General features: G+C 63.9%; 14 protein-coding genes. 6 read left to right on the top strand and 8 right to left on the bottom strand.

What is annotated here, in order from left to right:
• Both D8W71_RS25035 and D8W71_RS25040 read left to right on the top strand, forming a co-directional pair.
• Positions 1–1266, top strand: a complete 1266-nt coding sequence (locus D8W71_RS25035) for an Hsp70 family protein (RefSeq protein WP_121117576.1) — start codon at positions 1–3, stop codon at positions 1264–1266.
• A gap of 88 nt (positions 1267–1354) precedes the next feature.
• The gene (locus tag D8W71_RS25040; RefSeq protein ID WP_121117578.1) at positions 1355–2224 is read left to right on the top strand and encodes a 1,4-dihydroxy-2-naphthoate polyprenyltransferase; all 870 of its coding nucleotides are present in this window, start codon (positions 1355–1357) and stop codon (positions 2222–2224) included.
• On the opposite strand, the gene D8W71_RS25045 is transcribed toward D8W71_RS25040, so the two are convergent.
• The 3 genes from D8W71_RS25045 to D8W71_RS25055 are packed head-to-tail and all read right to left on the bottom strand — an operon-like array spanning position 2221 to position 3416.
• On the bottom strand, positions 2221–2601 hold the full coding sequence (locus D8W71_RS25045) for a phage holin family protein (RefSeq protein WP_121117580.1): 381 nt from the start codon (positions 2599–2601) through the stop codon (positions 2221–2223). The two genes, D8W71_RS25040 and D8W71_RS25045, sit on opposite strands and share 4 nt — an antisense overlap.
• A gap of 56 nt (positions 2602–2657) precedes the next feature.
• On the bottom strand, positions 2658–3197 hold the full coding sequence (locus D8W71_RS25050) for a Clp protease N-terminal domain-containing protein (RefSeq protein ID WP_121117582.1): 540 nt from the start codon (positions 3195–3197) through the stop codon (positions 2658–2660).
• Positions 3198–3200: 3 nt separating this feature from the next.
• The gene (locus D8W71_RS25055; RefSeq protein WP_121119886.1) at positions 3201–3416 is read right to left on the bottom strand and encodes a helix-turn-helix domain-containing protein; all 216 of its coding nucleotides are present in this window, start codon (positions 3414–3416) and stop codon (positions 3201–3203) included.
• A 74-nt stretch (positions 3417–3490) separates the two neighbouring features.
• On the opposite strand from D8W71_RS25055, the gene pepN reads away from it, so the two are divergent.
• Both pepN and D8W71_RS25065 read left to right on the top strand, forming a co-directional pair.
• Entirely contained in the window at positions 3491–5944 is a 2454-nt protein-coding gene (gene pepN / locus D8W71_RS25060) for an aminopeptidase N (protein ID WP_121117584.1), read from the top strand.
• Positions 5945–6066: 122 nt separating this feature from the next.
• Positions 6067–6384: a hypothetical protein gene (locus tag D8W71_RS25065; protein ID WP_121117586.1), complete on the top strand. Its 318-nt coding sequence runs from the start codon at positions 6067–6069 to the stop codon at positions 6382–6384.
• Here the strand turns inward: D8W71_RS25065 and D8W71_RS25070 are convergent.
• Together D8W71_RS25070 and D8W71_RS25075 are read right to left on the bottom strand one after the other, a co-directional pair.
• On the bottom strand, positions 6381–7466 hold the full coding sequence (locus D8W71_RS25070; RefSeq protein ID WP_121117588.1) for a PLP-dependent cysteine synthase family protein: 1086 nt from the start codon (positions 7464–7466) through the stop codon (positions 6381–6383). The two genes, D8W71_RS25065 and D8W71_RS25070, sit on opposite strands and share 4 nt — an antisense overlap.
• On the bottom strand, positions 7466–7786 hold the full coding sequence (locus tag D8W71_RS25075; RefSeq protein WP_121117590.1) for a DUF4229 domain-containing protein: 321 nt from the start codon (positions 7784–7786) through the stop codon (positions 7466–7468). Before D8W71_RS25075 ends, D8W71_RS25070 begins: the two co-directional genes overlap by 1 nt.
• 304 nt (positions 7787–8090) lie before the next feature.
• Between D8W71_RS25075 and D8W71_RS25080 the strand changes: the two genes are divergently transcribed.
• Both D8W71_RS25080 and D8W71_RS25085 read left to right on the top strand, forming a co-directional pair.
• Complete coding sequence (locus D8W71_RS25080; RefSeq protein ID WP_115967373.1) at positions 8091–8303, top strand: BldC family transcriptional regulator; 213 nt, start codon at positions 8091–8093, stop codon at positions 8301–8303.
• 105 nt (positions 8304–8408) lie between these two features.
• Positions 8409–8603 carry a hypothetical protein gene (locus D8W71_RS25085; RefSeq protein ID WP_121117592.1) on the top strand — a complete coding sequence of 65 codons (195 nt, stop codon included), beginning with the start codon at positions 8409–8411 and terminating at the stop codon, positions 8601–8603.
• A gap of 81 nt (positions 8604–8684) precedes the next feature.
• Here D8W71_RS25085 and D8W71_RS25090 read toward each other — a convergent pair whose 3' ends face one another.
• From D8W71_RS25090 to ccsB, 3 genes are all read right to left on the bottom strand, one after another.
• Positions 8685–9884, bottom strand: coding sequence for a MinD/ParA family ATP-binding protein (locus D8W71_RS25090; RefSeq protein WP_442972065.1), 1200 nt, complete (start codon positions 9882–9884; stop codon positions 8685–8687).
• Positions 9885–10018: 134 nt separating this feature from the next.
• Positions 10019–10336 (bottom strand): hypothetical protein, encoded by a 318-nt coding sequence (locus tag D8W71_RS25095; RefSeq protein ID WP_121117594.1) that lies wholly within the window; start codon positions 10334–10336, stop codon positions 10019–10021.
• Between the two features lie 107 nt (positions 10337–10443).
• Positions 10444–11412: a c-type cytochrome biogenesis protein CcsB gene (gene ccsB / locus D8W71_RS25100; RefSeq protein WP_121117596.1), complete on the bottom strand. Its 969-nt coding sequence runs from the start codon at positions 11410–11412 to the stop codon at positions 10444–10446.
• Position 11413: the final 1 nt, after the last annotated feature.

Below are 11413 nucleotides of genomic sequence, written 5' to 3' on the forward strand. Positions count from 1 at the left end.
ATGGTTTCGTCGGTCGGTATCTCCATGGGCTCGGGCGGCATACGCGCGGTCCGAAGCTCCGACGGACAGCCGTTCACGACCGAATGGTTCCCGTCGATCGGGCCGGTCCCCGACGCCGAGGACGTCGCGCATGCCATACGCGCCATCGTCGATCGACCGGATGCCCCTCACTCACTCGGAGTGGCGTTTCCCGATCCCGACTACAGCGCAGCCCTCAAGGCCGCCTTGGTCGAGGAATACGTATCGGAAGTTCACCTCATCTCCGAGATTTCCGGCGCGATCGAGAAGCTTCGCGCAGATCCAGATTTCAAATACCGCACCGTCGCGCTCTACGACCTCGGCGAGGGCGGCCTGGAACTGACCGTCGCCGACATCGACAGCGGCACGATCTATGCGACGACGCGCTCCAGCGAATTCAGCGGGTCGTCCATCGATCACACTGTCCGCGAACATCTTCTGACTCTCGACATCCTCGCTGTCCCGCGCACCCACGAAGAGGAATCGTCGCTGCTGGAATTCAGCAAGGAAATCAAGGAAGCACTGTCGACGCACGAGGCGACGCAGACCTCGGACGGCCAGTTTCGTTTGATGGACCGCCGGATGTTCGAACTGCAGATCATCCGGCCTGCGGAACGGTCCGCCATCGCGTTGCGCGACCTCTCCGAGATGTCGGAGATTCCTCCCGAGGTCGTCGTCGCCATCGGTGGCGGTGCCCGGATTCCGATCGTTCAAGAGGTGCTGCGTCGGTATCTACGCATCCCGGTCGTGGTACCCGACTCTCCCGAGTTGATCGCTGCGGAGGGCGCGGCGCTGTACGCGACGCGCGTGGACGGCACGCGGCCGCCTGCACCGACCGCCGCGCGACGCAGCGCGCGGACACTGCTGACGCCGCTTCTCAGGTTCGGACTTCCGTCCATCGTCGCTCTGGGATTTTTCACGTGGATGCTGTGGCCGGACTCCTCGGTCGACCGCTCGGTAGCGGGCACCCCGGTGACGACTGTCGCGGAGACGTCGTCCACCACGAGGGTCGTTCCACCTGATCCGACGGGAACGACGACGGCACTGCCCGCTCCGCTCCCGGTGGAGGCGACGACCACTGCGGCCCCCGCTCCTGATCCGGTCGGGCAAACCCCCTACATTCCCCGGCACAACACCGGCGGTTACGTGGCCCCTCCGCCGCCTCCGGCGCCCCTTCCATTCCAATTGCCGCGCATCGAACTTCCGCAGATTCAGCTTCCGCCCATTCCGCGACTGCCGTTCCCCTGAGCCTGCGCTACCCACCCGTCCGCCATACCCAGACAGCTTCGAAAGACCTCGTCGCACAAGCGACGCAGCGATACGCAAAGATCAACCAATGGCCACCACAGCGCATTGGATCGAGGGCGCACGCCCACGCACCCTCCCGAACGCCATTGCACCCGTTCTCGTCGGTACCGGCGCGGCCGCCTCACTGGGCGGCGCCGTGTGGTGGAAGGCACTTCTGGCTCTCGTAGTGGCGCTGGCACTGATCATCGGAGTCAACTTCGCGAACGACTACTCCGACGGCATCCGCGGCACCGACGACGAGCGCGTCGGACCGCTGCGGCTCGTCGGATCGGGAGTTGCCACCCCCGGCGCCGTCAGGGCAGCGGCAATCGGGTGCTTCGCCGTCGGAGCGGTCGCCGGACTCGCGCTCGCCGTGACCTCCGCCTGGTGGCTGGTGGTGGTGGGCGCCGTCTGCATCGCCGGCGCGTGGTACTACACGGGCGGTAAGAAGCCGTACGGGTACAGCGGTCTCGGCGAGATCGCCGTGTTCGTGTTCTTCGGATTGATTGCGGTGCTGGGAACCCAGTTCGTGCAAGCCGGTCGGGTCGATTGGGCCGGACTCGTGGCGGCAATTGCGGTCGGGTCCTTCTCGAGTGCAGTCCTCGTCGCCAACAACCTGCGCGACATCGACACCGACCCGGATTCCGGGAAGCTCACTCTCGCGGTACGACTCGGCGACACCCGCACCCGGATGCTGCATCTGGCGTTGATGGTCGTGCCGTTCGCAGTCACCGTGGCGTTGGTCGCGCGTACTCCGTGGGCGCTGATCGCACTCGTTGCGCTCCCTCTCGCGGCCCGCGCGAACAAGCCGGTTCGGTCGGGCGCAACAGGTATGGCTCTCATTCCTGCCCTCCGGGACTCCGGACTCGCAATGCTCGTGTGGGGCATCGCGACCGGAGTCTCGCTGGCGTTCGCCTAACGCCGCTCGGGTACGAATGCACCGAGCAAGAAGTTCACGATCGAGATGATCAGCGCACCCCAGAAGGCCGCGCCGAACCCGGAAATCAGCAGGCCGTAGTCGGTTGCCGTCGAGATCCACGCGGTCAGCAGCAGCATCAGTGCGTTGATGACGAGGGTGAACAAGCCGAGCGTCAGAATCAGCAGCGGTAGCGACAGGAGCTTCACCAAGGGCTTGATGAAGGCATTGACGACGGTAAACACCGCTGCGATGCCTGCAAGTACCACCAGATCCCAGCCCGTTCCCCGGCCGGAGCTGGTGAGGTCTATTCCGCCCACCCACTGGGCAGCAAGCCAGATCGCGACCGCGTTGATGACGAGGCGTACCAGAAATGTCATGCCCACCAGACTAGTTGTATCGACGCCGATTCACGGGTGGGTGACGTGCGGTTTTCTCACGAAACCAGGGATTCGATCCTGGCACGAAGTGTGCTCGGTTCGTCCACGACTGCGGTGAAGCTGGCGTCCGCGCCCCGGATCAGACCGAGTAGGAGATGCTCACACCGAATTTCTGAATCCTTGCGAGCGATTGCCTCGCGCAACGACAGCTCGAGCGCCTTCTTCGCACCTGCATCGAACGGAATGTGGCCGGTCTTTCGATTCAACCAACCACGCTTCTCCGGCGCTGGCCGATCCAGTGCACCTTCACCGAACGTCGCTTCCAGACTCGCCCGGACTGCACCCAGATCGATGCCGATCGATCCGAGGGCTTCGGCATCTTTCTCACCCAACGCCACCGCGTCGGTCACCGTCGACCGGACCGATGCAGCCGTGTATCCCTCGTCTTCCAACGCCGACCGAAGTCCGGGACCCGCGTGAACGATGACTCCGAGGAAGACGTGGACTGTCCGAATTCTCGTCGCTCCCAGAGCGTGCGCTTCTTGCTGCGCTGCAACCACGGCCTCGCGTGCGTCTGCGGTGAATTTCTCGAACATCTCTTACCTTCCCGTTCCGTTGTGCTTCTTGTGCACGGCCTGCTTGCTCACTTCGAGAGAGTCCGCGATCGCCTGCCACGACCATCCGCGTTTCCGGGCGTTCGCGACCTGAATCGACTCGAGCCGCTCGAGGAGCCTGCGCAGGGCGAGTACCGCCCGCAGTCCTTCGCCCGGGTCAGGGCTTCCTGCTGCGGCCGCGAGCGTCGTTGCTTCCGTCATGGTTGTCAACATACGTTGACAACCACACTCCGTCAACCCTGGTTGACAAAAGCGGCGACGCCTATCCTTGGATCGTGAACACCGCGAATCTGACCCGGACCGAGACCCGGCGCCGAGCGCGCCACATCAGCGGAGTCGCCTACCGCGTACAACTCGACCTGCGCGACGCAGTCGACGCCGACACCTTCGGAACACGCACGACAATCACCTTCGACGCCACGACCGAGGCAACCTGGCTCGACTTCATCGGGGCCGATGTCGTATCGGTGACTCTGGACGGCGATTCCGTTCCGGTCGATTACGACGGGTCACGCATCCAGTTGGTCGGACTCGGCGCCCACAACACTGTTGTCGTCGAAGCCCGCGGTCGCTATTCGAGGTCGGGCGAAGGTCTGCACCGGTTCGTCGATCCGGTCGACGAGAAGGTGTACCTCTACACCCAGTACGAGCCTGCCGACGCCAGGCGGGTGTTCGCAAATTTCGAGCAACCGGACATCAAGGCGTCCTTTGCGTTCGAGGTCACCGCGCCACCGTCGTGGGAGGTCCTGTCCAACCAAACCGGAACCAGGTCAGACGACACCGTCGAATTCGAGCCGACTCTGCCGATCTCGACGTACATCACCGCAATCGCAGCCGGTCCGTACCACCGGGCCGAATCATCCTGGACGCGAGGGGATCTGACCGTTCCGCTGTCGGCACTGTGCCGAGCCTCTCTCGCCGAGCACTTCGACCCAGAGAACATTTTCGAGATCACGAAACAGGGATTGGACTTCTACCACGACCGGTTCGACTTTCCGTATCCGTTCGGCAAGTACGACCAGATCTTCGTACCCGAGTACAACCTCGGCGCAATGGAGAATCCTGGACTCGTCACGTTCACCGAGTCCTACGTATTTCGTTCGGCTGCAACGGAAGCGCAGTACGAGCAACGGGCCAACACGATTCTCCACGAGATGGCGCACATGTGGTTCGGCGATCTCGTGACCATGGAGTGGTGGGACGACCTGTGGCTCAAGGAATCGTTCGCCGACTTCATGGGCGCCTTCACCTCCGCACACGCAACACGATTCACCGATGCGTGGGTGAGCTTCGCGAATCGGCGTAAAGCCTGGGCGTATTCACAGGATCAGCTGCCGACGACGCACCCGATCGTCGCCGACATCCCCGATCTCGAAGCCGCCAAACTCAACTTCGACGGAATCACCTACGCCAAGGGCGCGAGCGTACTGAAGCAGCTGGCGGCCTACGTCGGCGAGGACGCATTCTTCGAGGCCTCGCGCACGTACTTCGCCGAATTCGCCTACGGCAACACGACGCTGGTAGATCTTCTCGCCCATGCATCGGCCGCATCCGGTCGAAACTTGGACGAGTGGGCCGCCGCATGGCTGCACACCACCGGCGTCTCGACGCTTTCTTACACAGGCTCCGCGATCGAGCAGACCGATCCACGGCCGCACCGACTGGCAGTCGGACTGTACGACGCCGACTCCGACGGTAATCTCGTGCGAACCCATCGCCGCGAACTCGACATCACGGCGGCGAGCACACCCGTCGAATTGCCGAGTGCAGCGCTGACTCTCCTCAACGACGACGATTTGACCTACGCCAAGATTCGTTTCGACGAACGGTCGCTGACGACAATTGCCGACTCACTCGACCGCATCGTCGATCCCCTTGCCCGCGGACTCGTCTGGTCGGCGTTGTGGAACTCCACCCGCGACGCCGAGCTCGACCCACGCACTTACCTCGACATCGCATCCCGTTTCGCGGCGTCGGAAACCAAGATCGCAGTAGCGACCTCCGTGGTGGCCAATGCACAGTATGCGGTCGAGACCTACATGGCCGAATCATCCGGTGCCGCAGACCGATGGTTGTCCACCTGCTGGTCGGAGCTCGAGACCGCCGACCCGGGGAGCGACGCCCAGATCGTGTGGCTCCGAGCGGTCGCGGCTGCAGCATCGGCGTCGGACGTCCGCAGCGGGCAGATCGAACGGCTCGTCGACGGCACCCTCCCCATCGACGGTCTCGACCTGGATTCCGAACAGCGGTGGATGCTGATCCGGGCGCTGAGCGCTCGCGGCCGCACGTCCCGTTCGCGCCTGGATGCCGAGCTGGAGACCGACGGAACATCGTCGGGTCGCACGGCGCACAGGGCTGCCGTCGCCGCGCAGCCGACAGCCGAAGCCAAAGCACAGGCATGGTCCGACCTGATGGACTCGGACGATCTGTCCAACGACGCGGTCGACGCCACGGTGGCCGGTTTCCGCGCAGGCGGACGGCGCGACCTCCTTGCGCAGTACGACGACCGTTACTTCGGTTCGATCGTGGATGTGTGGTCCACACGGAGCATCGAGATTGCCCGACGACTCGTCATCGGACTGTTTCCGCAACAGGATTCGACGGCTGCAGCGCAGCGATGGCTCTCCGAGCACGAATGGGCGCCCAGCTCGCTCCGCCGGCTCGTCATCGAGCAGACCGACCATCTAGCCCGGGCCATCCGAGTGCGTGCGACGTTCGAGGGGCACTAGTACGGGCTGGGCTGCGGCGGGGTGACCGAATGAGTCGTTCGCTCCATCGCCGGGTTACAAGTACCGCGAGAATGGTCCACAGTCGGCGAACCGTCACCGTAACCGCGAACTAAGCTGGGCTCATGGCACAGACAAAGACGGTCGGCTCAGCACTGGCAACCTCGGCGCTGGCTGCGGGTGGTCTGCTCGGAGGTTTCGCGGTCGCTCGGAAGACGAAGAACCGTCAACTCGGCGGGGTGGTACTCGCTGCGGTCGGTGTCGCGTGCACGGCGTCGTGGAACGCATCTTCGGGTCCGGCGGTGGCAGGCGCGCTTCTCGGCACGTACCTCGTCGGTTTCGGGGCTTCGCATCCGTTGGCCAAGAAGATCGGCGCGTGGCCGGCGGTGAGCGTCGCAGCCGGAGCAACGGCTGCGGCGTCGGTCGTGCTCACCCGCAGCTAGCCGAACTCTCCGGTTCGAACGAACTGCTCGAGAGCCGCGGTAGGTTCGAGCAAATCCATGCCCTGCTCTGCGACCCACTGGTCATCGAAATACGTTCCGGCATAACGCTCACCGCCGTCACACAACAGTGTCACGACACTGCCGCTGCGGCCCGCGGCGATCATCTCGGCGATAAGACCGAAGGCGCCCCAGATGTTGGTGCCGGTCGAGCCTCCGACCCGTTTGCCCAGTGCGACGGATGCGTGGCGCGCTGCTGCAACCGAAGCGGCGTCGGGCACGGCGATCATGCGATCGATTACTTGTCCGACGAACGACGGCTCGACGATCGGCCGTCCGATGCCTTCGATGCGCGACGGCTTACCGGTGGAATAGTCGGCCCGACCGGTCTCGTAGCCACCGATGAACGCCGAGTTCTCGGGATCGACCACTGCCAATCGTGTTGCGTGGCGGCGATATCGGATGTATCGACCGATGGTCGCACTCGTACCGCCCGTGCCGGCCCCGACGACGACCCACGTGGGTATGGGCGACTCTTCGTGGGTGAGCTGATCGAAGATCGACTCGGCGATGTTGTTGTTGCCTCGCCAATCGGTGGCCCGCTCCGCATGGGTGAACTGGTCCATGTAGTGAGCGTCGGGTTCGGCTGCAAGGCGATGCGCCTCGGTGTACATGGCCGACGGATCGTCGACGAAATGGCATCGCCCACCGTGCGATTCGATCAGTGAGATCTTGGTCGGGCTGGTGCTGCGCGGCATGACAGCGACGAATCGCAAACCCAGCAATCGAGCGAAATAGGCCTCACTGACGGCCGTCGACCCTGACGACGCCTCGATGACGGTCGTGTTCTCGTTGACCCAACCGTTGCAAATGGCGTACAGAAAGAGCGACCTGGCGAGCCTGTGCTTGAGACTGCCGGTGATGTGCGTGGACTCGTCCTTGAGGTACAGCTGGACGTTCCATGCGACGGGAAGCGGGTAGCGGAGCAAATGGGTGTCGGCGGACCGCTGTGCGTCAGCTTCAATGAGCCGAACCGCATTGTCGACCCAACCCCGAGACACCGAACGGTCGACGATGGACGTCACTACTCGCCGTCCTCGCCGCGCAGTTTCGCCTGCAGATCGGCGCGCGCCGCGCGCCGCCCCTCGTCGACTCCTGCGATCGACTCGTTGACGCGGATCCGCAACGACTTGAACAGCACGAGCGAGAGCGGCAGCGAGATGAGAACCGCGAACACAGCGGCAACGAGAATCGGAATTTCGACGTCGACGAGCAGACCCACTCCGACGATGACAGCTCCGATCACCAAGACGAGCAGCAACCGTGCACCGCTGTAGAGAGCGACATCTTTGAGCAGCTGCCCTTTGGTCGCGGTGGGCACGGGAGGTGTGTTGCTGTTGTTCACGAAACCCAGGTTACCGCCCGCAAGAAGCTCTCCGCCCTGGCCCTGGACACCTCGCTGAGCGCCTTCGAATTCGGTCGTTTCGGGCGGCCCGAACTATCCGATTTGTCCATTACCTCCCCTTTACCAACTTTAGATCAGTCGAGTACCTAGGGGTCGGGGTGCCACCATGGTCCTCGAACACGAATTTGCTTCATCCACTGTCCGGTGCAGCGGCATCGAAATCGTGGGTCTGGACAGGCCCTCGATGCGCGGGGAAAACAACCGCCGCCCACCGGAACACAGCACGCAGGAGGACACGACCAAGATGAGCGCACCAACTCTGCACAAGGCTCAGGATTCACTGCTCACACCCGGGCAGGTAGCGGCGCTCTTTCATGTCGATCCGAAGACGGTCACCCGCTGGGCACACGCAGGCCGACTCGGGTCGCTTCGCACCCCCGGTGGCCACCGTCGATTCCGCGAGACCGAGGTCATGCAGCTGCTGTCCTCGCTGACCACCGAAGCCGCACACCGCTGAAAAAGAAGATATCTCGACCCTGCACTGAATTCTCAGGAACTTGCGAGCCGCGTAGGGGTGCGCACTGCATCCCTACGCGGCTACCCTCGTAGGAGGAGGTGCGTCGTGATCTATCTTTTGGCGTTGATCGGTGTGGTGGCAGTGATCGTTCTGTTCTGGAAGGCTTTCGGCCCGACAGCCCAGGCACCGGCTACCCGGGTAGTCGGACCCGACGACGATCCCGAGTTCTTGTGGCGCATGAATCGCGAAGCTCGGCGATCAGGCAAAGACGAACCTGGCAAACAGGATTCGTCCGACTAAATGACCCCTGCGCGATCCGACTGACGCATACGCGATCGGACTGACGCTTGCGCGATCGGCTGCGCGCCGGATCCGGCCCCACTACGCCTCGTTGCCCGATCCGTTCCGATCGCGTGGCCGGGCCCGCTGATCGCGAACCCGCTGAACATCCTCGGGACGATTGCTGGGGAATCCCGACGCGACCGCTGCCGCCAGTTCGAGTAATGCCGAGCGGGTTTTGCTCTTCAACCGGTCCAGGTCGATTTCCGCGCCCTCTTCGAGGTGCGGGTCGAACGGTATCAACACCACCTGCCTGCAGCGCTGCTCGAAGTGTTCGACGACCTTGGCCAGATCAACCTTCCCTGAGCGTGGCCGAACCGCGTTCACCACTGCGACGGACGAGCGAACGAGTTCGCTGTGTCCGTGCGCGTCGAGCCAGTCCAATGTCGCCGACGCGCTGCGTGCGCCATCGACGGAACTCGAACTGACCACGACCAATGCGTCGGACCCCGCAAGAATGCTGCTCATCGCCGAGTGCATGAGGCCTGTACCGCAATCGGTGAGCACGATGCTGTAGAACTTCTCCAGCAAGGTCACCGCCTTGTCGTAGTCCTGGCCGCTGAACGCCTCCGACACCGCCGGGTCGGAGTCCGAAGCCAGCACCTCCAGCCGAAAGCGATTCTGCGAGGTGTACCCACGAATGTCGCTGTAGCGATCCAATTCGTCGATGTCGCGCAACAGGTTTCGCACGGTTGCAGACGTATCCAGAGGAACCTTCTGGCTCAGGGTTCCTCGGTCCGGATTTGCGTCGACCGCAATGACACGGTCACCCCTGATCGACGAGAACGTCGAACCGAGAGTCGCAGTCGTCGTCGTCTTCCCGACGCCTCCCTTGAGGCTGAGTACCGAGATTCGGTAGCAGCCGACCAGATGGCGATCCACCTGACGTGTGAGGCGAACCATGCGCTCGTCATGTGCACTGTTCCCCGGGTTCACTCGACGCCCGGTCACAGTGTGGATCCACTTTCGCCAACCGGACGCCGGGGGCGGTGCAACTTGGCGCACCAACAAAGCATTGGTCAAATCCAGCGCGGACGCCTTGACGACCGGAGGCAGTTGACCTTGCAAACCCGGATCGAAGTGCTCGTGCGACTCCCGAGCAGGCGCTGACGACACATCGGGCGGCATCGGGACCGGTGTCGACCTGAAGCCGAGCACAGGCGTCGAGGGCCACGACGGGCCCTCCGGAGCGCGGCGCTTACCGACGGTGTCGGTGGCGCAGGCAGGTGCCGACTCGGCCATCCCGTCGACCCGCGCTTTGGCCCCTGCTGTCTCGTCCACGGCTGTCTCGTCCACGGCTGTCTCGTCCGCCCCTGGCCCGTCCCCCGCCGTCTCGTCAACCCGTGGCCCGTGCACGGCGGCCTCGTCCACCACTGTCACATCCACCGCTGGCTCGTCAAGCCCCGGCCCGTCCACCCCGCCTTCGCCGCCCGCGCCGTGTCCTGCGCGTCGGAACGCGTTCCGCGGCCGCCGTTCTCGGCCCTGCGCTGCCACGGCGACGACTCGTCAGCAACAGCGGGCGCTGAGTCACGCGGAACTACGACTTCAGGTGGAACTACTGCATCACGCGGAACTACGGCATCACGCGGAACTACTGCATCACGCGGAACTACGGCATCACGCGTCGGCTCGGCGTCTTCGCCCGGCTCGGCCGGGCGCACTGCCTGCCACGAGCTCATCTGCCATTCAGCCATGAGCGTCTCCCCCCGTTCACTCCGACTCCCCAGTCGGTCGGCGCACGCCCCCCGCATGCCGATAACGGCTCGGACGTTACCAGTCCTGCCGGATCACTCTCGCTTGGTCAATTGAGCCCTGCGTACGAGTGCAGTCCGGATACAACCATGTTGATGATGAAGAGGTTGAACAGCATGGCAGTGAATCCACCGATGTTGATCCAGGCAGCACGTGTGTTCCGCCAGCCGGACGTCGCGCGCGCGTGGAGGTACGCGGCGTAGATGATCCACGTGATGAACGACATCGTCTCCTTGGGATCCCAGCCCCAGAAGCGGCCCCAGGCAGCTTCGGCCCAGATCGCTCCGAGGATGACACCTGCACCGAAGAGTGGGAACGCGATGATCGTCGTCTTGTACGCAAGCCGGTCCAGCGCCTTGGCGTCGGGCAGCTTGGACGCGAACCTGCCCCAGAATCCGCGGCTCTCTTCGCCTGCCGGGTGCTTGATCCGGAGGAGGAACAGCAGACTCGCGACGCCGGACACCAGCAGGATGCCGCTGCCGACGCTGACGATGGTGACGTGGATCGGCAGCCAGTAGGAGCGCAGCGCAGGCACGACGGGAGCAGCATCGGCATACAACTTGGTGGCGGCGAGGAACATCAGAACGATGATCGGTGCGAGCACGAACACCAGCATCGGACGCATCGCCCGCTTGCGAAGCAGCACGATCGAGGTGAGTGCCGCAGCTGCGGTTGCCATGGTGACGAACTCGTACATGTTGCCGAGCGGGAACCGATGGGTCGCGAAACCGCGGAGCACCACCGACGCCACATGCAGGACGAGGGCCAGGATCAACAGCGCGAAGCCCATACCGGACAAGCGCTCGGACAGCGGCCGCTTCGGCGTCTCCGCAACGCGCCCCGGGACACCCACTCCGGCGACGGGCGCTCCACTGCCGACCAGTTCGCGCGCCTGCACCTTGGTCGCCTTGATCGACGCGTACTGCGCAATGAGTAGGACGAACGCGAGCACGTAGACGGTGAACGCGGACTCGAAAGACCAGTCGCTGTACTGCGAGAGTGTCTCGTTGATCGGCATC

It is taken from the genome of Rhodococcus sp. P1Y, from assembly GCF_003641205.1.
GTDB lineage: Bacteria > Actinomycetota > Actinomycetes > Mycobacteriales > Mycobacteriaceae > Rhodococcoides.